Raw genomic sequence first — 21,254 nt, 5'->3', positions numbered from 1 at the left:
GCTGAAGTGGTTTACCCTGTAGAACCAGTATCCACATTTTTCAGCAGGCCAGAATACATGTCCCGCAAGGCCAACGTCTTAGCTATTCCGGCGCTCGGCAATCTCGACCGCCAGGCCGGACAGCTCAGCCAGCAGCTCGCCCGGGCGCTGCGCGGCGCCATTCATAAAGGCGATTTGAAGGCGGGGGATCTGCTGCCCTCAACGCGAAGCCTCTCTTCCTCTCTGCAGCTGGCGAGGGGAACGGTGCTGGAAGCGTTCGAGCAGCTGGTGGCGGAAGGCTTTCTGGAGTCGAAGCAAGGCTCCGGCACCCGCGTGATGTTCTCTCCGCAGGCCTCCCCTTCGCGGAAAGCGAGCCCGTCCAGCGATGTTGTGTTGACGGAAAGCGCCCTGGCGTTCGCCCGCGTCGCAGAACGAATCAAAACCCTTTCCCCACGCCCTTTCGCGGTTTCCGTTCCGGTTGGCGACACTGCGCCGGACGATATCTGGCGCAGGCTCGGCAACCGCATCCGCGCACGGGGGCCGGGCGCACCGTCAGGCTACGGCGAGCCGCAGGGCGCCAGGCCACTGCATGAAGCAATCTGCGAGTACGTTCGCAAATCCCGCTCCGTTCACTGCACGCCGGAACAGGTCATTATCACCTCCGGCACCCAGCAGGGGCTGTATCTCGCCACGCAAATCCTGCTGGATCCCGGCGAGGCGGCCTGGGTCGAAGATCCGGGCTATCCCGGCATTACGGATATCTTCGAAACCGCGCTGCGCGACAGAAAAATGGTGCGCGTGCCGGTAGACGCAGAAGGGCTGGACGTTGAGACCGGAAAGATTCTTGCCCCGCACGCCAGAGCGGCATTCGTCACGCCATCGCACCAGTACCCGCTCGGCATGCCGCTAAGCATGTCCCGCAGGGCCGCGCTGCTTGCCTGGGCGAAAGCTAACCACGCGTGGATTATTGAGGACGACTACGACAGCGAGATGCGCTACGCCGGGCAGCCCTTCCCGGCCCTGCAGGGGATGGGGCCGGATAACGTGGTCTATCTGGGCACCTTCAGTAAAATCCTTTTTCCCTCGCTGCGGCTGGGCTACGTTATCGTCCCGCAGCCGCTGGTCAGCGCGTTCAACGGCGCGAGGATCCTCATGGATCGCCACCCGCCGAGCGCCGATCAGTACGTGCTGGCGAGCTTTATGAAAGAGGGCCACCTCGACCGTCACCTGCGCAAAATGCGCGGCGTGTACGCCGAAAAACGCCGGGTGCTGATGGAGGCGGTCACGGCGCTGATCTCCCCTGACCTCGCCACGCTACAGCCAACGGATCAGGGCATGCATATGGTGCTGTGGCTCAAGCAAGGGCTGGACGACCGCGAAGTGGTGCGCAAAGGCGTTGCCGCCGGGATCTCCCTGCGGGCCGTTTCCCACATGTATTCGCCGGGAAAAAGCCAGTCGGGCGTGCTGCTGGGGCTGGGAGGCTTCACGGACGAGGAGATCTACGCCGCAGTTCGGACGCTGGGGCGGGTGTTGTTGGCCGCAATTTAGTAAGGTTGAAACCATAGACAGTTTATGGAGAAACCCTACCGTGCCACATTCAGCATTCAGCCTTGCAACCATAAAATCGCCTGCGGTCTACCTTAATCTTCCCAGCATAACCTTGACCGGGCGGACGATAGACGAGCGCCGCAGCAAAGTGCTTCAGCAGATGGCCAGCCAGCAGCTCGACACGCTTGTTGTGTACGCCGATAAAGAGCACGGCGGCAACTTTGAATACCTGACGGGGTTTATCCCACGCTTCGAAGAGGCGCTGCTGATATTGCACGGCGACGGGCAGGCGGTTTTAGTGCTCGGCAATGAAAACCTTAAGCTGGCAGCGCATTCGCGCACGCCTGCAAAGGTGGTTCATGCGCCCTGGTTCTCGCTGCCGAATCAGCCGATGGACACGGATTTAACGCTGAAAGAGGTATTACGCAGCGCAGGGCTTAAGGATCAAAAACGCGTGGGTATTGCAGGGTGGAAACTGTTTACCGGTGCCTACGAAGATAATAAATCCTTTTTCGATATCCCCACCTTTGTGTTCCAGGCCATCCAGGCCGCCCTTCCTGCCGGAGCGAGCTTACTGAACGCCACAGACGTCTTTATTTCGCCGCAGTTCGGCGCAAGAACGCGGAATAATGCCAATGAAATTGCGCATTATGAATACGGGGCGAATCTGGCTTCCAGCGCCGCGTTAACCGCGCTCGATGCCGTCGGGACGGGAAAAACGGAAAAAGAGATAGCGGCCCTGCTCGCCGCCGACGGGCAGCTGAACAACGTAGTGACCATCGCCGCCACCGGGGAACGATTCGAATACGCCAACCTTTATCCATCTGATAAGCAGATCCAGCCCGGGGATAAGTTTTCTCTGACCGTGAGCTACAAGGGCGGGCTGACCAGCCGGGCGGCGTACGTGGTAAACAGTGCGGACGAGCTGAAGCCGGATGTGCGGGACTATCTGGACGTTGTTGCCATCCCTTATTACCACGCGGTGGTGAGCTGGCTTGAGTTTATTAAAGTGGGCGTGAAGGGCCATGAGATTTATGACTTAATCGAGCGGGTGTTACCGCAGGCGGAGTACCACTGGCATCTGAACCCGGGCCATCTGGTGGCCGATGAAGAGTGGCTGTGCTCGCCGATCTCTCCGGCGTCCCAAATCCCGCTGGCCAGCGGCATGCTGCTGCAAATAGATATTATCCCGTCCCGCAAAGGCTATGCGGGGGCAAGCATCGAGGACACCATTGCCCTGGCCGATGAGGCTTTGCGGCTGGAGATCGCCACGCTGTACCCGGCGCTGTGGCAGCGAATTACCGCTCGTCGGGCTTATCTCAAAGACGTGCTGAATATCCAGCTGCATGACGATGTTCTGCCGCTGTCGAACACGGTTGGCTATCTGCGCCCTTACCTGCTGGCCAAGGAAACCGCGCTGGTGCGGACGCAGACCCAGGTTTAATCAGGTTTTCGCCAGGCGGAACATCTGCCCCGGCGTCACGCCGAACATATCCCGGAAGCTGTGCGTAAAGTGGGGCTGGTCGGAAAAGCCCAGCCCGGCGGCGATATCCGCCAGGGGCAGGCCGCGCAGAATAAGCTGCCTGGCGATTTTGAGCTTTTCCCCTTTCAGCCAGGCAAAGGGAGGCAGGCCGAAGTGGGCGTTGAAGACGCGGACCAGCTGCACCGAGGTCAGGCCGAATTCCGCAGAGAGGGCTTTCAGCGAAGGAGGCTCGTACAGATCTTCGCGCAGGCGTAAGGCAATGCGCTCGGCCAGCAGCGCGTCCCTGTCGTGAACGCAAAATTTTGTGCGGCTCCCGGTGCGCTTAACCAGCGCGCACAGCAGCGTTGAAAGCTTTTCGAGCATCTCATTTTCGCCGTGGTGGCCCATAAGGCAAAAAGCCCCGGTGCGGGCGATCAGCGCGGCGATATCCGGGGCGGCAAAAACGCTTTTTCTGAACTCCTCGTCGGCGGGCAGCCCCGTTAATTCCGCCATCACCTCCGGCTGAATATAGAAGCTGTAATAAACCCAGTCGTACGGCGTCGGCGTGGCCGCCTGGACCTGGCCTGGGTTATAGACCGTTATCTCATCGATGCTCGCCTCGGAGCGCTTGCCGTCCAGCCAGATTTTTTCCCGGCCGGAGATGTTGGCCCCCAGATAAAACTCATCGTGAGAATGTTTGGGAAAAACGTGGTTAGTGCTGTCAGAGAGCGTTACCTCAACGCCCTCTATCTTCCGGTAGGCCGTGATACCCATTCTCGATAACCCGTTCTTTGTACTGAATGCGCCAGACTTCAGCCGCCAGCGAAAAGAAGCAGATTAACATTATCGCAACAAACGATGAAGCCGAAGGCGACAGGCGGGGATCAAAAAGTTGAAACGCGAAGGTAAAGACCGGACTCACAGAAATTAACACCATAATTTGTGACGGCGGTAACGCTTTTATGCCGTACTGCAGGCACCACAGCGGGATGATGACGCCCAGCAGCGCAAGGATCAGCACGCCCGGGAACATCTGCACCTCAAGGTGTTCGCCGCCGGGAAGCTGCATGCTCCAGGCGCAGGTCAGCAGCACGGTCAGGTAGAACCTGTGCGCCATAATGGCCTCCGGCGGACAGGCTTCTTCGCTAAGACGTTTGCTGAACACGTTGGAAAAGATGCTGAAAAACGCGCAGGCCACGCACAGCAGGATGCCGGTAATCACCTCTTCCGCCGTCAGGTTATAGACCAGATCGCCTTCCCTCAGGCTGATGAAGCTCAGCCACAGGGAGCTTGCGGCTATCCCCAGCAGCAGCAGCAGGCGGTACTGCCGCCTGTCGGTGCTGAAAAACAGCGGGGAAATAAAGACCATTAATACGGGTGCCACCCCGGTGATAATTGCCGCGGCAACGGCCGGCTCCAGGTATTTCAGACAGTAGAAGAAGGTTATCCACGACCCCGCCGTAGTGATATTCAGCAGAAAGACCACTTTTAAATTACCCAGCGGGGCGGCGTAGCTTTGCTTCATCCTTACATAGCAGTAGATCTGAAAGAAAATCAGCACGGTGCTGAAGATAATAAAAGTCACCTGCATCGGGTGAGCGGACTGGACTAAATAGCCTGAATAAACTTCCTTTCCCGCATCGAGGAAGTTATAGCAAAACACCATAATCAAACCAAAAAGGGCACCCGTATTTTTATTCATAGCGGTCTCAGGCCAGTTCAAACAGGGAGCCCTGTTTTTCCATGTTGCGAATAGCCGCGTAGTCCGCTTCGATCTGCTTAAGCTCGGCGTGGCAAAGATAGATAATGCCCGGATTCGTAAACAGATCCGTGGTGCAGAAGATCCGCTCCCCTTTCTCCGGCGTATGCATCACCCCGTAGAACGAAGCCAGCTCGCCCAGTAAATCCTCGCAGCGGTTCTCTTTCACCGTTCCCTCACGCTCGGAGGCAAGCGTCACGCAGAAGAGTTCTTTATTCAGCTGATAAGGCGCGGCCAGCCGCCCGGCAAAGCGCCCGGGCTGCAGATAACGCTCGGCGGTCAGGGTAACGTGGCTGTAGCCAAGGGCGGCGATGACCGCGCTATGCATGATGGTGCCCTGCATGCGGGCCGCCGTCTCAATCAGCACCGGGCCGGTGGCGGTCATCATCAGTTCGCTGTGGGAAGGGCCGTTTTCGATGCCCAGCAGCGTCAGGGCCTGGCGGGTATAGTCGACCAGTTCGTCCTGGATCTCGCCGTGGTAAGGCAGCAGCACCTCTTTTTCGCAGATCAGCGAGGCGTTTTTGACCTCTTTTTTATCGTCCGACCAGACTTCGCTTATCAGGTGCTCGCCGTTGATGCTCACGCCGTTAACGATAAACTGCCTGCCGATCAGCCTCTCCTGGAGCAGTACCTTGCGGTTGACCAGCCCCAGCCTGTTGGTTTTGCCGATAATATTCTGGAAGGCGTCCGCCAGCTCGCCATCGTTATGGCAAAAGCGCACGCCGTCCGCCCCGGCGCTGTCCAGCGGCTTGACCACCACCGGCCAGCCGTTCACCTCTTTCACCCACTGCGAGGCCTCTGCCAGAGAGTCCGTGACCGTCTGACGAATGGCGCGCAGCCCACCGGCACGCAGCGCCTCCTGCATAGAATATTTGTCGCGGCGAAGCGCGCTGGTCTGCCAGCTGTTGCCCGGCGTCCCCAGCTCGCCGGAGAGATAATCCGCCAGCTCAACGCCGGTTTCAGTGCCGGGAATAATAAAGTCGGGCGCAAACTCTTTAAGCCTGTCGGCAAGCTCCCTTTTCGCCGCAATATCGTCGTTTCTGAGGATTAAAATATTCTTAAAGGAGAGGGGGCGATAGGTGGCTAAATAATCGAGCGGGATCGATTCGCTCGACTGCACGTGAATACAGTTCCAGCCCTCTTTCGCAAAAAGGGGAGCCAGTTCGGCGCCGGTAGAATAGGCATCCACAATACAAATTGTTTTCGTCATTATGACAGTCCTTTTTGCGCGATAAGAATGAGATTGTTGTCTTCATGTTTTGGACGACGGTCGAAGCTGCCGTAGATTTCTACCGTTTTGAACCGCGCCTTCAGCAGCGCGCTGCGCAGCACTTCCTTTTCATACAGGCGGGTGACGCAGGACCAGTTCATCTCGTCCTTTTCGTAATCGACGGTCAGCAGCTGCTTATCCCAGTCCATAAAGAGGTATTCCGTTACGCCCTGGTTAATGCGGATCAGACAGCCGGAGTTATCAATGCGGTTTCTGGCGCGGTCCATGTCCGCCAGCTCCATAATCAGCACGCCGCCGGGACGCAGCGCCTTGTACCACTCGGACAGCACGGCCAGGTCCTCCTCCTCGGTGTTGTAGTACCCGAAGCTGGTGTAGATGTTCAGCAGCAGGTCGTACTGGCCCGGCGGCAGCGCCCCCATATCGGTGCGGACGTAGTCGGGGCCGGGGGAGATTTGGCGGGCAATTTCCAGCTGCTCGGCGGATAAATCGATGCCGAGGGTTTTATAGCCGCAGTTCGCAAGGGCGTGGCTCATCTTGCCGATGCCGCAGCAGATATCGACGGCGGTTGGATAGAGCGACGGCGGGAACAGGTCGGCTATCTGCCTGGCGATATCGCCGTATTCGTCGTAGCGCCCCAGGTGCTCGGACACTTTGGTAAAGAACACCGGGAAACCGGCCCGGTCGTTCATGCCGCCCGCATTTTCTCTGATAGAGGTCATTATTCTCGTCTCACAATGGTTGGGTCTGGGTGTCGTGCGGGTAAATCGCTTCCATGGAGTCATGGGTCAGGCTGGCATCCGCAAGGTCAAGATCGTTGGCATAGGTGAAAACGATGACGGTGCGGCGTGACTCTTTGGTCAGCGGGGAGATGCGGTGCAGCGCGTCCCTGGCTCGCAGCAGGTAGCACTGCCCCTGGGCGACGTGGCGGCTGTAGATGGTGTACTCCGTCAGCACGTTCCTGATCCAGTCGCGGGTGTCGGTTTTTTTCCAGGGAATGTTAGGCACGAATTCGACGCGCGCGCCGGAGAAGACGTCCGGCTCATCAACCACCCACACCAGCGCGTAGGAGTAGTCATCCCAGTGCCAGCCGTGGGTGTCGCCGCTGCGGTTCTGGGAATTAATGATGAACTCTTCCGGCTCGTAGGGCACCTTGTAGAGCGGCTCGCCGGTAATGCGGGAAAGCAAATTCAGGATGCTGGGGCTGTCAAAAAACGCCGAGATGTACTGGCCCTTCTCGCGGATCGCATTGCGGCCAACGCTGTCGTAGGCGCGCGGCGTGTTGCCGCTTTGGGCGATGATCACTTCTCTGCGTAAAGCTTCTTCCTGGAGGAGACGGCGGGCTTCGTCCTCCATCGCTAACCTGATCTCAAGCGGGACCAGGTCATCAATCACGACCATCAGATCGTCTTTATAATCGTTTTTAAGGTAGTTAATAAGCGATTCCGGAAACGCACGGATATGCTTTTCGATCGCCACTTCGATGCTGTCCACTGTTTTCTCCTGCCTGTTATTGTTGTTGATAACGCAGAACCACTTTTGCACAGCAAAAAGCTTTTCTCTTGTAAGCCATTTCATTAATCGCTCACAAAACGAACAACAATCAGCGAAATCCGCCCGCCGGGGCGTATATTGCGTCGCTGGAACGTCAAAAAACGAAGAGACCTTTCTCACAGATTGCGCATGCCGTAGGGCACGACAGGCTTGTCCACCGTGCGGCAGATGTGAGTGATATCAAACGAGGATCTTCCCGTTTTCAGGTTTGAACGTTTTAACCCTCGCCCGGCTCGCCGTTCCGCCGCGCTCCTCCCTTCCAGTTAGTGAATAGCATTCACAGACTTATGAATAAGGCACATTTGCCCGCTCAAGATAAAGGTTATTTAATTTAATCATTACCCCGGGTATCTGATTTTATTTGGGAACCGCTATTTCTATTTCTGTTGGCTATGTTTGCCGTATAAGGAGGGAATATCATGAATGTTACATTCGTGGGCGTTGGAGCAATCGGGCTACCAATGGCAAGACAAATTCAAAGCGCCGGGCACCCTGTGACCGGCATAGATATATCTGAAGTCTCGCGGAAAAAAGCAGCCAAATATAATATTGTTGTCCAGCCGAATATAAAAATGGTTGCCGCCACTGAAGTCGTGGTCGTTATGGTAGCAACACCCGGGCAGTTAAAGCAGCTGGTTACTGACGCCGGGGATACGGTCGCCGGTCAAACCTGGGTAATTATGTCTACGGTTGGTCCCGATGCCGTTCGCGAAGCATCGCAGACGCTATTACTTGCCGGTGCGAAGGTAGTGGACGCTCCCGTCACCGGTGGCACAGCGCGTGCGGCAACAGGCGAGTTAATGATATTTGCTGCCGGTACGCCAGCGGTTATTGATAAAGTCACTCCGGTGCTTTCCGCAATGGGCACCCTTTGTTTCGTTGGGGAAAATATCGGTGAAGGACAGGCTATTAAAGTCATCAACCAGCACCTTTGTGCCGTACATATTGTTGCTGCCGCAGAAGCTTTAAGCCTTGCAGGAGCCCTGGGTATCGACCCCGCCAAAGTCTTACCTTTGGTTGAAAAAGGGGCCGCCGGTTCATGGATGCTTTCGGACCGGGGGCCGCGGATGCTTCAGGACAATAATGTTGAAGTAACAAGCACCATTAATATTTTCATTAAAGATAGCGGTCTGGTTGCCGAAGCCGCAAAAAAACATCAGGCCGATGTTCCATTACTGAATATCGCGCATCAGCGCTATCTGAAGGCAAAAGAACTGGGTCTTGAACTTAATGATGACAGCCGGGTTATAGAAACCTGGAAATAAATAACCCTCCCGACCGACCCATATTCATCATTTTATAAACCACTAGTAATTAACACTGGGAAATTAACCTTTATTAATTAACCGATAGAGAATTTATTTATGTCACAAACGAAACTGCAGAAAGTCGAGGCGGCGGCCTGGCGCATCCGTCGATACGCCCTGCGCATGGGGGAAGTACAGGGCCAGGGCTATATCGGCCAGGCGCTGGGGTACGCCGACGTGCTGGCTACGGCCTTCGCGCACATCATGAATTACCGTCCGGCCGATCCGGGCTGGGAAGCCCGCGATCGCTTTTTGCTGTCCCACGGTCATTACGCCATCGCGTATTACGCCGCGCTGATTGAAGCAGGCATTATCCCTGAAGAAGAGCTCGAGACTTACGGGTTCGATGACAGCCGTCTGCCTATGTCAGGCATGGCAACCTATACCCCGGCGATGGAGATTTCCGGCGGATCCCTCGGCCAGGGCTTAAGCATCGCGGTAGGCATGGCGCTGGGGCTACGGCAGAAAGAGAGCGCGTCGCTGGTGATCAACTCGATGTCCGACGGCGAGCTGGACGAAGGATCCACCTGGGAGGCAGCGATGTCGGCTGCGCATCATGGCCTGTCGAACCTGATCAATATTGTCGACATTAACAAACAGCAGGCCGACGGCGATTCACGAAAAATTCTCGGTTTTGAGCCGCTGGAAGATAAATGGGCCTCGTTTGGCTGGTACGTGCAACGCGTCAATGGGAACGACGTTGCGGCAGTCGTTACCGCTTTTGAAAACGCGAAAAACCATGCCGGAGACCAACCTCGCGTCATTCTGTGCGACACCCTGATGGGCAAAGGCGTGCCTTTCCTGGAAACCCGCGACAAGAACCATTTTATCCGCGTCGATGCCGACGAATGGCAAAAGGCGCTGGCCGTACTCGATGCCAACAAACCGGAAGGAGCGCTGTCATGAGCCAGATTTCCCAAAGCAAACCCCGCTTAACCACCTCCGCCATGATCGCCTCCATCGCAGATGAGGGCCAGGAAACCCGCTCGGCGCCGTTCGGCCATGCGCTGGTTGCTCTGGCGAAAACGCGCCCGGAAATCGTCGGTATGACGGCGGATCTCTCAAAATATACCGACCTGCATATTTTTGCCCAGGCGTATCCGCAACGTTTTTTCCAGATGGGGATGGCGGAGCAGCTGCTGATGGGCGCGGCGGGAGGAATGGCGAAAGAAGGCTTCACGCCCTTCGTCACCACCTATGCGGTCTTCGCCACGCGCCGTGCCTATGATTTTATTCATCAGGTTATCGCTGAAGAAAATCTCAACGTTAAAATCTGCGCGGCGCTGCCGGGGTTAACCACCGGCTACGGGCCGAGCCACCAGGCCACGGAAGATTTAGCCATCATGCGCGGCATTCCCGGCATGACAATTATCGACCCCTGCGACGCGCTGGAAATTGAACAGGCGGTTCCCGCTCTGGCGGAACATCAGGGGCCGGTTTACATGCGCCTGCTTCGCGGTAAGGTGCCGCTGGTGCTTGATAAATATGATTATAAATTTGAACTCGGCAAAGCGAAGCTGCTGGAGGATGGTAACGACGTGCTGATTATCTCTTCGGGCCTGATGACCATGCGCGCGCTGGAAGCGGCCGAAGCGCTGCGCAGGGATAACATCAGCGTTGCGGTGCTGCACGTGCCAACAATTAAGCCGCTGGATGAAGATACCCTTCTTGCCCAGGCAGCAAAACCAGGGCGTCTGGTTGTTACTGCAGAAAACCATAGCTGTATTGGCGGCCTGAGCGAAGCCGTTGCCGCGCTGCTGATGCGCAAGGGCGTCAGCTGCGAGTTTGACGTCATCTCGCTGCCGGACGAGTTTCTGCATGCCGGTGCCCTGCCAACCCTGCACGATCGCTACGGCATCTCGAAAGCCTGCATGGTTGAACAAATCAAACGTCGTCTGAAATAACTTTGAGCCGCCGCAGAGGCGGCTTCTCACTTTTACCTCCGCTACGCTATTTGAGGTTGATATGTCGACTAATAACATTGAATCCGTGGACACAAAAAAGAACGTGCGAAAGAGCAGCTATCGCTGGTTCGTCATGGCGCTGATATTTATCATTTTCGTTGTCGCTCAGGCCGACAGGGCAAACATTGGCTTTGCCATCCCCTATATTCAGGATGAGTTCAGGCTGAACAATACCGATGTCGGCATCATCATTAGCCTGTTCTTCGCAGGCTATGCCCTGTGCCAGATCCCCTCCGGTTATCTGGTCCGTAAAAAAGGCATCCGCTTTTCGTACGCGCTGGGCATGGCCTTAACATCACTGTTTACGTTTTTTATGGGGCGGGTAGATTCTTTCTTGCATCTTAAAATTCTGAGAACGCTGGTAGGGGTTAGCGAAGCGCCGGTAGTTATCAGCTCTACCGCGACCATTAATAACTGGTTCCCGAGCAAGGAGAAAGGAACGGCAACCGGGCTATTCCTCGCGGGCTCAAAATTCGGCCCGTTCCTGGTGCCGCCGATTTGCGCCTGGATACTGATTAACTACGACTGGAGACACATTTTTTACTTCTTCTCCATTCCCGGCATTGTGCTGGCCGTGGTGTGGTACGTGCTGGTGAGAAACAAACCCTCCGAGAGTCCGTTTGTAAATCAGGAAGAAGCTGACTATATCAATGATAATGCTGCACAAACGGTCGCCGCCGGAGAAGAAGAACCGGCCAGGCTACTGTATCGTCCCTTTAAATTCGGTTTAATCGACCGCCTTATCAGAACGCGAAACTTACCTCAGCTGCAAAATTCCCGTGAGATCTTTACCAGCTGGGATATTTACGGCGCCGCCATCGGCTACATGTGCATGGTGGGAATTGTGGACGGCGTGCTGATGTCGTGGCTACCTAAGTATCTGCTGCAGGAGCACGGCTTCAATATTATCAACTCGGCTATTCTCGCCTCGACGCCGTTTGCCGGGAACGTGCTGGGCAATCTTTTGGGCGGCTGGATGTCGGATAACCTGTTTGGCAAGCGGCGCAAGCCGCTGATGCTGTTCAGCGCCTTCTGCACGATTATCATGATGGGCGTTATGGTATTCGCTCCGCAAAGCAAGGTGGGGCTGGGGATCATTTTGTTCTGTATCGGTTTACTGCTCTCTCTTGGCTACTCGGCCTATTCCGTTTACGCGATGGGAAGAGCGTCAAAAGAGTGCTACCCGATAGCCTATTCCATAATCAATATGGGCGGTAACAGCGGTGCGGTGATCATGCCGCTTATCGTGGGCGTGCTGCTGGACAAATACGACTGGAACGCGGTGTTTATCAGCCTCTCCATCGCCGCATTTGTCTGCCTGCTGGTCGTCCTGACGATCAAAGAGCCGCTGCCGGTCGGGGCTTCTATGCCCGAATAGAACGTCATGAGCGGTTAACTATTTCCAGCCGCTCCTTTTCTTCGCGCAGCCGGCCTTAGCGGTGGTTCGCACTATTCAGCTCGTTCAGCAGCCAGGTTTTAAACACTTCCAGCGCGGGATGCTGCTGATAGCGCGGGAAAGATAAATAATGACAGATGTAATGCAGCTCCCGGGTCGTCTCCACGAGCGGACACACAAGATCGCCATTTTTTATCTCTTTTTCCGCAAGCAGCATGGATTCAAGCACCACGCCAAGCCCATCCACGGCCGCCTTAATGGCCATAAAGCTTCGGTCAAAGCTCAAATGGTACTGCTCAGGCGGCGCTAAATTATTCTCCTCAAACCATCCTCGCCATTGATAAAGCTGGGCATCGCACTGGATCAGCGTGCAGCTGTACAAATCCTCGGGTTTGCTGATTTTTTCAGCGACCTGCGGGCTGCAAAGCGGCGTCAGCTGCTCCACCGACAGAGGAATGCTGTGATACGAGGAGGAGACCGGCTGACCGTAAAGAATATCTAAATCAAATTCGTCGTCTTCAAATCGGACGGGATCGGTATTTGCCGAGAAGCGGAACTGCACGTCAGGATATCGCTGAATAAAAGATGACAGGCGTGAGAGTAGCCACTGATTGGCAAAGCTTGGAACAGTATGTATGCGCAGAGGGCGCTGCTGGCTCTTCGCCAGGGAATTTACGCCCTGCTTTATTTCGCTGAACGCGTTTTGAACGTGCCTTAACAGCAGTTCACCATCGGCGGTTAACGCCATCTCGCGGGTATTTCTGAAGAACAGGCGGACGGCCAGCTGCTTTTCAAGTTTACCGATGGCATGGCTGGCCGCGCTGGCCGTTATCCCCAGCTCCCCGGCAGCCAGCGTGAAAGAGCAGGTTCGCCCGGCGGCCTCAAACAATCTCAGCGAGGACAGAGGGAGCTTATTCAGGATGTCCATGGTCAACTCCGCACCGTGTTGTATTAAGGCTTACTATACAACAGGATGCCTGTTAAAACGGGTTAGCTATCGGGTTGTGTGACTAAGATAAAAACCTTTTTGCCCGCCCCTCTGTAAAAGGCGTACCCTTGCGGCAGACTAAAAAATTCAGGAATCGCCGATGACTTCTCCCTTACCCGTGCTGGCCGCCGGTAGCCTGCGCCTGGCCTTCACGCCGCTGATGCAGCGCTTCACTCAGGCCACGGGCATCGCCGTAGACGTAAAGTACGGCCCGGCAGGGCTGCTGAAAGAACGCATTGAGGCGGGGGAGCCCTGTGCGCTTTTTGCTTCGGCCAATCGCGCTCATCCACAGGCCTTGCTGGCCGCGAACAAAGCGCACAGCGCGCATACCTTTGCCTGGAATCGCCTGAGCCTGACGGCTCGTCACAAAGCTAACTGGCTGGATTTGCTGCGCGACCCGACGCTGCGAATCGGTACCTCAACGCCGGGATGCGACCCGTCGGGGGATTACACCTGGGCGCTGTTCGACGGGCTTGAACGGCTCGAGCCGGGGCTGGGTGAGGAACTTAAGAAGAGAGCGCTTCAGCTGGTCGGCGGCAGGGAGACGCTAAGCGTGCCGAAAGGCGAGCTGGCGAGCGCGTGGGTGATTCGCCAGGGGCTGGCGGAGGTGTTTATCGGCTATGCCCACTACGGCCTGGCGCTGGCAGACCAGCCGGACGTGCTGAGCATCGCGATTCCCGATGAACATAATATTCTGTGCGAATACCAGCTGGCGGTATTAAGCCAGGCGCCGGAAGCCCGGTCGCTGGCTGAGTTCATTACCGATCGCGAGGGACAGGATATTCTGACCGCAGCAGGCTTTTTGCCCGCTACTTTTCGATAGTAAAAAGCGGCACCAGACAGGACGCTGAAGTCCCCTCCAGGCTGACCCTGCGGAGCGGCAGGCCGTAAGCGCGATGCATGTTCTCTTCGGTCAGAACGGCATCGGTTTCCCCCGCCAGCCATTTCCCTTCGGGCAGCAGGAGCAGCGTATGCGTCGCCACCTGCTGAGCGTGAACGGGATCGTGGGTGCTGAACACCACGCAGCGGTTTTGCCGGAGGGCCAGATCGCTTATCAGCTGCAAAACCACCTGCTGATTGGCTAAGTCCAGCGCCGAGCAGGGTTCATCCAGCAGCAGAGTCTGGCTGGCGGTTACAAGCGCTCTGGCAATCATCACCAGCTGCTGCTGCCCGCCGGAAAGTGAGGTAAAAGTCTGCGCGGCGAGGTGGCCAATATTAAGCTGTTCCAGCGCCCCGGAGACTCGCCTGGCATCTCTGCGCCCCGGCAGGGAAAACAGCCCGACATGGCGCGCCCGCCCCATTAGCACGACATCGCGCACGGTATAGGGAAACGGCAGATGAAAATGCTGCGCCACAATGCCCACGCCCCCTTCGCTGCTGAAACTCCCGCCCAGCGGCTTTAGCACGCCGCTCAGCGTATCCAGTAAGGTACTTTTCCCCAGCCCGTTGCGCCCGAGTACGGCCCAGATTTCCCCACGCTGGCAGCGAAAGGTTAACGGCTCGAAGAGCGCCTCTTTGTGCCCGTACCGGAGCTGCTGGATGTTGAGCGTTGCGGATGTCATTGGCGGGCCTTACGGCTGGAGCGGATTAACAGGAAGGTGAACAGCGGCGCGCCGAGCAGCGCGGTGATGATGCCCAGCGGGATCTCCGCCTGCGTCAGGGTGCGGGCCAGGTCATCCACAACAATCATAAAGCAGCCGCCGAGCCAGAACGACGCGGGCAGCAGGCGGCGATGGTCGACCCCGACCAGCAGGCGGACCAGATGCGGAATAACCAGCCCAACCCAGGCAATGCTGCCGCTCACGGCGACCTGGGCCGCAACCAGAATCGCACAGCAAACCAGCACCGTCCGCCGCAGCGGCACGACCCTCACGCCCAGCGCCCTGGCGTCCTTATCATTAAGCGAGAGCAAATTTATGCGCCAGCGCAGCTGGAACAGCAGCGCCGCAGCAAGCGCCACCGGGACGGCAAGCATCACGACTTTGTGCCAGTTCGCCGTCGCAAAGCTGCCCAGCAGCCAGAAGACGATATTGGGCAGCGTCTCTTCGGTATCGGCCTGGTACTGGATCAGGCTCACCAGCGCGGCAAAAAAGCCGCTCAGAATAATGCCGGAGAGGATAAGGATCAGCGCGTTTTCCCGCCCCTGTAACGCGGCAATCGCGTAAACCAGAATCAGCGCGGTGAGGCCAAAAGCAAAGGTTGAGCCCATCATCGCAATCGGCGGCAGGCCAAGCAGAATCGCCAGCGCGCCGCCAAAAGCGGAGCCGGAAGTGACGCCGATAATATGCGGATCCACCAGCGGATTATGAAACACCCCCTGCAACGTGGCGCCGCACAAGCCAAGCGCACCGCCCGCCAGCAGCGCAATCAGCACGCGCGGCAGCCGGACGGACCAGACAATCTGGCTGGCCATGCCTTCGGGATGGGAAAAGTGGATAAGCTGGTGGAAAACGTCGCTCAGGGCCAGCGGATACTGCCCCAGACACAACGAGCCGATACCCAGCGCCAGCGCCGAAACGATCAGCGCCGGCTGCAGAAACAGGTCTGATTTACTGCTTAGCATCGGACTGCCAGTTCACCCGGTAGAACCGCTGGTAGTAGTCCTGCGCCAGGGCATCAGCGTCGACGTCTTTATAGGCCTGCGGATAGAGCTTTTTCGCCATCCACAGCTCGCCAATCGCCAGCGCTTCCGGCATCGGGTAGCCCCAGGCCTTGGCGTACTCCGGCATCAGCCACACGCGATGGTTTTTCACCGCATCAACGGCCTGCCAGTTGGGATCGTTCATGATCTGCGTTACCACCTGCGGGTAGCGATCCTGCACGAAGATCACCTGCGGATCCCACTGCAGGACCTGCTCCAGCGAAACCTGTCGCGCGCCCTTCACGCTTGCGGCGGCCACGTTCAGCGCCCCGGCGTGCTTCATCATCAGGCCCGTGTATTTACCCGATCCGTAAGTATTCAGATCCGGGTTCGCCATATAAACGCGAACTCTTTTGCTATCCGGGATATCGCTCACCGGCGCGTTGTATTTTGCCCGCGCGTCGAAGGCATAGTTAATCAGCGCCTCGCCCTGGGTTTTGCGGTCAACTACGTCGGCAATCAGGCGGATACCCTGCTTCAGCCCTTCGTTGTAGGACTGCTCTTCGTCCTTCATCGTCGGGTTCATTTTGTTCTGCTGCCCCGCCGCGTCTTTACGCAGCGAAATCGCCACCACCGGAATGCCCGCATTTTGAATCTGCTGGATCATCTCCGCAGGCGCGTAGTTGGCGACAAACACCACCTGCGGATGGAGCGCCAGCAGGCTTTCAATATTGACCTGAGTGAGGTCGCCGGGCATCGGCAAAGAATTTATGGCGGGCATGAAACGAGCGAAGCCAGGGCCGAGCTGTTTCTTCCAGCTCTTCAGCACGCCAACAATGTCTTTATCCGCATCGAGCTGAACCAGCAGGTTTAGCGTCTGGTGCTGCAGGACAACAACCCGGTCAACATGGTCGGGCAACGTAACCTGACGGCCCAGCTGGTCGGTGATAACCCGATCCGCATGGGCAGAAAAAGCGAGGAAAAGCGTGGCGCAAGCGAGCGCGATACTGCGAATGGTTTGCATAGGGAGCTTCAGGGCAAGGAGTGGATTCGCTATATATCTTATTACATAGCGAATCGAGGGGCAATCTTAGCGCATGTGGTGTGATAAAAAAGTTATGCTACTAATCCCAAAATTAATGATAGTTATACCACTAAAAAAATAACCAATTGTATTTAAATGTTTTTAACAAAAATGTCGTAAATAAAATTAATGATAGTGCCTTCGATTGATAAATGGGCTATGTAGTATTTTTTACTCATGCCCAAAATACCTCCAAACCCAAACGTTTGCTACAACGGCATGTGTTCACATCACAAGAGCTCTGAATTTTTCCGCAACCCTTCCTGCTACAGGTTTAACCTCAGGGTATCGAGACTTGTAATACAGGAAGAACGCCGGTGGAAGGTGGATGGCGATTACGCTCTAGGTAAATAATCACACCTAAAGACAAATGTATTTCATCTTCAATTAGATAAAAATCATGCTGATCTGCGTTGTCTGGAGCAAGTCTTTTAGAAAGTGTGAATACTTCAACATTTAGGCTGATATCAGAAGGTACAGTTTTTCTGAAACCGGCAATTTTGCTTTCAAAGATATCTCTAAGATTTTTAACATACTGTTTTTCAGGCTCTTACTTAACGCAGTATGCATCCTTCACATAACAGAAAAACGAGCAGCTTAGTGTGAGGTCTAATGCGGATTTTCCTGTTTCTGCTGAATAGACCATGCACTCTAAATTTCTCTGTAAATCATCAATTTCTTGGAAGGGTTATCCCCTTTCACCTCAATCGTACATAAGGGAAATTCCATACCCATATATTTATTAAGTAACGCTATATCTATCCTTCCATTTCTGGTGGTATTTGAAAGTTTTCTCACGATATTTCTTGCAAAAATATGACCCGGTAGCGGTGTCGTTTTTTTATTAGCGGTACGGTAGACGAGATAAATTTCTTGGTACTGTATTCAAAATGAAGCTCATGATCTCCATGGCTAAAGCTTTTACTTCTGATTAATGCCGGACCAACTGATACCGTTGCCAGATACTCAACCCCTATTTTTGCACCGGAATACAAATTCATTGAAATGGCATCCTCCGTTGCTGACTTCATTCCCTTTTTGACTGACATTATTATTTCTATATGAGTCATATTAACGATCCTTTTTCGTTCAGCAACTCGCTGGCTGTGTCTTTCAGCCACTGATAAAGTTCGCTACCATCAAGTATGCCTGCCTACAGGATGATTTCCTTCGTCAAAACTGTGCCACCGAACTTTCGAATATCGCCTATCAAGGTGGTCAGCGTTCCTTTCTCTTCAATACATACGCGACTGCTGTACTTCGGAAACTGGTTCAGTGTCAGATCGATGTGCCCAAGTGTCCAGCTTCACAATCACATGTGACTATATTGACGATCCGGTCTCTTTACGAAAGTCCTCGGTAGTGCACATCAGGATGATCTGGGGCTGCAGCATCGAATGACAATCTTTCAGATACTGCGCCAGAAAGTTACTGGCCAGCTCGCAGCTGCCTCCCGGAAAACCATTCAGTACCTCACGTCAGCGCGGCAGATGGGAACACTCATGCGACCGGATATCGGCAGCAGAAATCAGAGCGTTGCAGAACGCACGAATGCGCAGTTTGATATCCGGAGTCATACCTTCACCTTACGGTCTTTTGCATCCTAGCGGGTACAGAATTCACTCATCATCGGAGATATGTGTGACAGAGAGCAGCCGCCGAGGTGCTGACCAACGACGTGATCGTTCATGGGCATCGGGATGTTGGCGGCAATAAGGGCTGCAACGACATCCTTGGTGAGATGGATGGCGTCAGGAGATAAGTTGTTCATCAGGTTATAGAGGCCAGTGAAAATTAATGTCCCGATCTTACGTTCCGCATAAAAATACGCAACACCTTATAAAACATATCGTTAATACCATACTTTCAATATGTACAATTCGGTTTACATACAGTACGTAGACATTCTGTGTATTGGATCCGAAAAGTCCCGAAACCGGAACCATTACAGTAATGACGGAAATCAAATTGTCAGGATGATGGCATGATATGGTCGAGCTTTGATGATAAAGGGCCAGTTGAATGGGAAATTACGCAGATTTCGAGATAGAATTTGTTCAAAGAACAATAGATTTGATTAACCAATACAATGCTCTGATCCAAGAAACGCCATTTGAACAACAATACAATTACACTCTAACCCTGAATTGCCTGCTCGGGCTTATCGTTATGCCGAAAGAGCGAGCATTATCATGGATTCCTGCTTGTCGACTCACCCAAGAGCTGAAATCTGAAATGGGACTAACTGAATCAACACTTCCCGGACCGGAGATGACCTTGAAGGATCTCATTTTAAAAATGAGGCACTCTATTGCTCATTTCAGCATCGAGGTGATATCTCTAGATGCGAACAATCTAGTCGATGAAATACATTTTAAAGAGACAGATCGCGACGGAAATATCTACGCAAGATTCAGTGCTAATGAGATGCTGCCTTTCCTAAATTATTACGCTTCAGTTTTAGTTAGCAACCTTGAACGCAGGCCCCATAAAGCTGGCTAGAAATGATCTAATGACATGATCTTCAGCCATATAGCCCTATCTTCAGATAGGGCTATAGAAATACCCCGTCTTCAGCACGAGAGTCCGGATGCCTACTACCTTCCGGAACAGCACGTGCCTTGGGTTTCTTCCGGGGAACCAAACTGATGGCTTTAACTCTAGAGCAGTTAACCCATCGTAAGTAGCTCTCTGTGTAAGTACCCCACATCATCGTGGCCATTGTTATATGGATCCATTCAGATTCAATGTGCCTTTTGCCGCACTTAATCTGGTAGCTTAACATTCAGGTGATAACAACTTTGTACCACCAAGATTATTGCTAATCAAAAGCACAGGTTTCATCCCTTCACCTTCAAAATCATAAACTATCATATCAGGATGATGCAAATCGTAGGCTTGCCCCACAAAAATAGAAGCAGCATTAGATGCACAAATCAGAAGGTGGATGCGTTTAACACCATATTTAAGTCTGAAATCATGCATATCCTGCTGCAACTGAGCACACAAAGCGATGCCATTTTCAGGATGAGGAATCGCACCATTACCCATAAATTCAGGTACTGCTGTGTAGTTAATAACACTGCACCCCAGTCGATTTTTTATTTCATGCGCTTTAGCCACCACAGCCGGGGAAGTTGCGGTGAAATTAATACTAATGACTACATCTTCATGAGCAACAAGCGAGTCCTTACCTTCAACAGAGTAAAATTTGCTGACTGGCTCTTCTTTTGGCCACATCCAGCACCCACTATCTCTGTATCGAAGCATTGGAAGGAATTGTCCCTTATTACCAAGTAATGCACCCAAACCAACTAATGCTGGCATAGGCCCGAAAGCAAACAATGCAGCTTTGAAATCATGCCTTCGTGTCTGATCGAGAATCCGGCGTGCAGATGATTCTATAATTGAAGGAATTTGTCCGCCAATTGTCCCCGCACGCAGGAAAACATTCTCTCCGCCGTTATCCAGGACATTTGGAATACACAATGATCGTAACTTCATCGTGGCCAGGGAACCTGCAATATCCCTCGAACCAGGAGGGGAAACAACCTGGGCATTCACAGGCCACAACAAAACATATACGTCTACAGACTCGTAGCTCAGGCCATCAAGCAAAATTTCCGATAACCGACAATGCTGTACACGCATATCTGAAAGACGACTAGCGGGATAGTTGCAGCCTGCAATCTTATCCACAAGCCGATGATGTTTATCACATAATAACAATATATTACTTGCATCATTAGATAACTTTTCAGATAGAACGGGGATTCCTCGTTCACCATTCTCAGAGGATGCAACGTTATGAGCAAGGTAGCTAAAGTTTCCCTTCTCCCCAGATAACTCATCTATTCCAAGGCGCTGCCCACACCCTGTAAACATGCATCTTCCATGGCTATCCTTCCACACATTCTCTTTTGTGTCTTTACTGAAGTTAGGCCCCCGTCCTTTAGCGCCTGGCTTCCCTAAAGCTGTCAGATATTTTTTGATTTCGGTGATAGTCACTTTAATTGTCTGGAAACTACATGCAGCCAAAACATTTTGAAGCGATGTAAACTCAGCTATATCAGTTTCACTAAGAACATCACCTTGTAATACGGCTAGTTTAAGAGTTTTACCATTGCGACATAAACGTTGAATGATCGTTATAAATTCAGACATTTCTAAATTGAATCGCATGGCACAAACAATTATTGCGTTCTTTAAAAGAAGAATGAGTGTGTTTTGATGATTACTATCGCTAAATACAATAACCTCATCCCACTGAATATCCGAGTTTACAAACTCGAGATAGTTTTCAACATTTACACTGGTATCAAGGGGAGGAAGAAGAGCTTGATTTGCCAGTTTTAAAATAGCCTCATTAACAACCGTCATAAAATCATCCAAGCATGTAATAAT

At 53.8% G+C, this 21,254-nt stretch carries 19 protein-coding genes; 8 read left to right on the top strand and 11 right to left on the bottom strand.

Going from position 1 to position 21,254, the window contains the following annotated elements; genetic code table 11:
- The first annotated feature begins 57 nt into the window (after positions 1-57).
- Together pdxR and AAE045_RS14835 are read left to right on the top strand one after the other, a co-directional pair.
- A complete protein-coding gene (gene pdxR, locus AAE045_RS14840; RefSeq protein ID WP_455548392.1) occupies positions 58-1,527 on the top strand; it encodes a MocR-like pyridoxine biosynthesis transcription factor PdxR in 1,470 nt (489 codons plus the stop codon).
- Between the two features lie 40 nt (positions 1,528-1,567).
- Complete coding sequence (locus tag AAE045_RS14835) at positions 1,568-2,971, top strand: M24 family metallopeptidase (protein ID WP_455548391.1); 1,404 nt, start codon at positions 1,568-1,570, stop codon at positions 2,969-2,971.
- Here the strand turns inward: AAE045_RS14835 and AAE045_RS14830 are convergent, their stop codons facing one another.
- The 5 genes from AAE045_RS14830 to AAE045_RS14810 are packed head-to-tail and all read right to left on the bottom strand — an operon-like array spanning position 2,972 to position 7,470.
- On the bottom strand, positions 2,972-3,763 hold the full coding sequence (locus AAE045_RS14830; RefSeq protein ID WP_455548390.1) for an AraC family transcriptional regulator: 792 nt from the start codon (positions 3,761-3,763) through the stop codon (positions 2,972-2,974). It abuts the gene before it with no gap.
- A complete protein-coding gene (locus tag AAE045_RS14825; RefSeq protein ID WP_455548389.1) occupies positions 3,726-4,691 on the bottom strand; it encodes a DMT family transporter in 966 nt (321 codons plus the stop codon). Before AAE045_RS14825 ends, AAE045_RS14830 begins: the two co-directional genes overlap by 38 nt.
- A gap of 7 nt (positions 4,692-4,698) precedes the next feature.
- Positions 4,699-5,958: an ATP-grasp domain-containing protein gene (locus AAE045_RS14820; protein WP_455548388.1), complete on the bottom strand. Its 1,260-nt coding sequence runs from the start codon at positions 5,956-5,958 to the stop codon at positions 4,699-4,701.
- Complete coding sequence (locus tag AAE045_RS14815) at positions 5,958-6,698, bottom strand: class I SAM-dependent methyltransferase (protein WP_455548387.1); 741 nt, start codon at positions 6,696-6,698, stop codon at positions 5,958-5,960. The genes AAE045_RS14820 and AAE045_RS14815 overlap by 1 nt, the downstream gene beginning before the upstream one ends.
- A 10-nt stretch (positions 6,699-6,708) precedes the next feature.
- Positions 6,709-7,470 carry a HalD/BesD family halogenase gene (locus AAE045_RS14810; RefSeq protein WP_455548386.1) on the bottom strand — a complete coding sequence of 254 codons (762 nt, stop codon included), beginning with the start codon at positions 7,468-7,470 and terminating at the stop codon, positions 6,709-6,711.
- A 479-nt stretch (positions 7,471-7,949) separates the two neighbouring features.
- Here AAE045_RS14810 and AAE045_RS14805 point away from each other — a divergent pair, with 479 nt between their 5' ends.
- The 4 genes from AAE045_RS14805 to AAE045_RS14790 all read left to right on the top strand — a co-directional run bounded on the left by AAE045_RS14805 (position 7,950) and on the right by AAE045_RS14790 (position 12,179).
- A complete protein-coding gene (locus AAE045_RS14805; RefSeq protein ID WP_455548385.1) occupies positions 7,950-8,795 on the top strand; it encodes an NAD(P)-dependent oxidoreductase in 846 nt (281 codons plus the stop codon).
- A 99-nt stretch (positions 8,796-8,894) separates the two neighbouring features.
- Positions 8,895-9,743, top strand: a complete 849-nt coding sequence (locus AAE045_RS14800; RefSeq protein WP_455548384.1) for a transketolase — start codon at positions 8,895-8,897, stop codon at positions 9,741-9,743.
- 5 nt (positions 9,744-9,748) lie between these two features.
- The gene (locus AAE045_RS14795) at positions 9,749-10,741 is read left to right on the top strand and encodes a transketolase family protein (RefSeq protein WP_455548496.1); all 993 of its coding nucleotides are present in this window, start codon (positions 9,749-9,751) and stop codon (positions 10,739-10,741) included.
- Between the two features lie 61 nt (positions 10,742-10,802).
- A complete protein-coding gene (locus tag AAE045_RS14790; RefSeq protein ID WP_455548383.1) occupies positions 10,803-12,179 on the top strand; it encodes an MFS transporter in 1,377 nt (458 codons plus the stop codon).
- 55 nt (positions 12,180-12,234) lie between these two features.
- Here the strand turns inward: AAE045_RS14790 and AAE045_RS14785 are convergent, their stop codons facing one another.
- Positions 12,235-13,125: a LysR substrate-binding domain-containing protein gene (locus AAE045_RS14785; protein WP_455548382.1), complete on the bottom strand. Its 891-nt coding sequence runs from the start codon at positions 13,123-13,125 to the stop codon at positions 12,235-12,237.
- Between the two features lie 160 nt (positions 13,126-13,285).
- On the opposite strand from AAE045_RS14785, the gene AAE045_RS14780 reads away from it, so the two are divergent.
- Positions 13,286-14,008, top strand: coding sequence for a substrate-binding domain-containing protein (locus AAE045_RS14780; protein WP_455548381.1), 723 nt, complete (start codon positions 13,286-13,288; stop codon positions 14,006-14,008).
- Here the strand turns inward: AAE045_RS14780 and AAE045_RS14775 are convergent.
- The 4 genes from AAE045_RS14775 to AAE045_RS14760 form a co-directional block, all read right to left on the bottom strand.
- Positions 13,995-14,747, bottom strand: coding sequence for an ABC transporter ATP-binding protein (locus tag AAE045_RS14775; protein ID WP_455548380.1), 753 nt, complete (start codon positions 14,745-14,747; stop codon positions 13,995-13,997). The two genes, AAE045_RS14780 and AAE045_RS14775, sit on opposite strands and share 14 nt — an antisense overlap.
- The gene (locus AAE045_RS14770; RefSeq protein WP_455548379.1) at positions 14,744-15,748 is read right to left on the bottom strand and encodes a FecCD family ABC transporter permease; all 1,005 of its coding nucleotides are present in this window, start codon (positions 15,746-15,748) and stop codon (positions 14,744-14,746) included. Before AAE045_RS14770 ends, AAE045_RS14775 begins: the two co-directional genes overlap by 4 nt.
- Positions 15,735-16,790, bottom strand: a complete 1,056-nt coding sequence (locus AAE045_RS14765) for an ABC transporter substrate-binding protein (protein ID WP_455548378.1) — start codon at positions 16,788-16,790, stop codon at positions 15,735-15,737. The genes AAE045_RS14770 and AAE045_RS14765 overlap by 14 nt, the downstream gene beginning before the upstream one ends.
- Before the next feature lie 854 nt (positions 16,791-17,644).
- Positions 17,645-17,920, bottom strand: coding sequence for a hypothetical protein (locus tag AAE045_RS14760; RefSeq protein WP_455548377.1), 276 nt, complete (start codon positions 17,918-17,920; stop codon positions 17,645-17,647).
- A gap of 952 nt (positions 17,921-18,872) precedes the next feature.
- On the opposite strand from AAE045_RS14760, the gene AAE045_RS14755 reads away from it, so the two are divergent.
- Positions 18,873-19,352 carry a HEPN family nuclease gene (locus tag AAE045_RS14755; protein WP_455548376.1) on the top strand — a complete coding sequence of 160 codons (480 nt, stop codon included), beginning with the start codon at positions 18,873-18,875 and terminating at the stop codon, positions 19,350-19,352.
- Positions 19,353-19,628: 276 nt separating this feature from the next.
- Here the strand turns inward: AAE045_RS14755 and AAE045_RS14750 are convergent, their stop codons facing one another.
- Positions 19,629-21,230, bottom strand: coding sequence for an SAVED domain-containing protein (locus AAE045_RS14750; protein WP_455548375.1), 1,602 nt, complete (start codon positions 21,228-21,230; stop codon positions 19,629-19,631).
- Positions 21,231-21,254 lie beyond the last annotated feature (24 nt).

This window comes from Dryocola clanedunensis (assembly GCF_038405435.1).
Lineage (GTDB): Bacteria > Pseudomonadota > Gammaproteobacteria > Enterobacterales > Enterobacteriaceae > Dryocola > Dryocola clanedunensis_A.
The sequence above is the reverse complement of the archived record's forward strand: the minus strand, read 5'-3'. Positions and strand labels throughout refer to the sequence as shown.

Excerpts from the sequence above, each read along its gene's own strand:
- AAE045_RS14775 (WP_455548380.1), bottom strand. The coding sequence starts at position 14,747 with ATGACATCCGCAACGCTCAACATCCAGCAGCTCCGGTACGGGCACAAA.
- AAE045_RS14815 (WP_455548387.1), bottom strand. The coding sequence starts at position 6,698 with ATGACCTCTATCAGAGAAAATGCGGGCGGCATGAACGACCGGGCCGGT.
- AAE045_RS14800 (WP_455548384.1), top strand. The coding sequence starts at position 8,895 with ATGTCACAAACGAAACTGCAGAAAGTCGAGGCGGCGGCCTGGCGCATC.
- AAE045_RS14790 (WP_455548383.1), top strand. The coding sequence starts at position 10,803 with ATGTCGACTAATAACATTGAATCCGTGGACACAAAAAAGAACGTGCGA.
- pdxR (WP_455548392.1), top strand. The coding sequence starts at position 58 with ATGTCCCGCAAGGCCAACGTCTTAGCTATTCCGGCGCTCGGCAATCTC.
- AAE045_RS14805 (WP_455548385.1), top strand. The coding sequence starts at position 7,950 with ATGAATGTTACATTCGTGGGCGTTGGAGCAATCGGGCTACCAATGGCA.
- AAE045_RS14765 (WP_455548378.1), bottom strand. The coding sequence starts at position 16,790 with ATGCAAACCATTCGCAGTATCGCGCTCGCTTGCGCCACGCTTTTCCTC.
- AAE045_RS14825 (WP_455548389.1), bottom strand. The coding sequence starts at position 4,691 with ATGAATAAAAATACGGGTGCCCTTTTTGGTTTGATTATGGTGTTTTGC.
- AAE045_RS14770 (WP_455548379.1), bottom strand. The coding sequence starts at position 15,748 with ATGCTAAGCAGTAAATCAGACCTGTTTCTGCAGCCGGCGCTGATCGTT.
- AAE045_RS14820 (WP_455548388.1), bottom strand. The coding sequence starts at position 5,958 with ATGACGAAAACAATTTGTATTGTGGATGCCTATTCTACCGGCGCCGAA.
- AAE045_RS14780 (WP_455548381.1), top strand. The coding sequence starts at position 13,286 with ATGACTTCTCCCTTACCCGTGCTGGCCGCCGGTAGCCTGCGCCTGGCC.
- AAE045_RS14755 (WP_455548376.1), top strand. The coding sequence starts at position 18,873 with ATGGGAAATTACGCAGATTTCGAGATAGAATTTGTTCAAAGAACAATA.
- AAE045_RS14785 (WP_455548382.1), bottom strand. The coding sequence starts at position 13,125 with ATGGACATCCTGAATAAGCTCCCTCTGTCCTCGCTGAGATTGTTTGAG.
- AAE045_RS14750 (WP_455548375.1), bottom strand. The coding sequence starts at position 21,230 with ATGACGGTTGTTAATGAGGCTATTTTAAAACTGGCAAATCAAGCTCTT.
- AAE045_RS14760 (WP_455548377.1), bottom strand. The coding sequence starts at position 17,920 with ATGACTCATATAGAAATAATAATGTCAGTCAAAAAGGGAATGAAGTCA.
- AAE045_RS14830 (WP_455548390.1), bottom strand. The coding sequence starts at position 3,763 with ATGGGTATCACGGCCTACCGGAAGATAGAGGGCGTTGAGGTAACGCTC.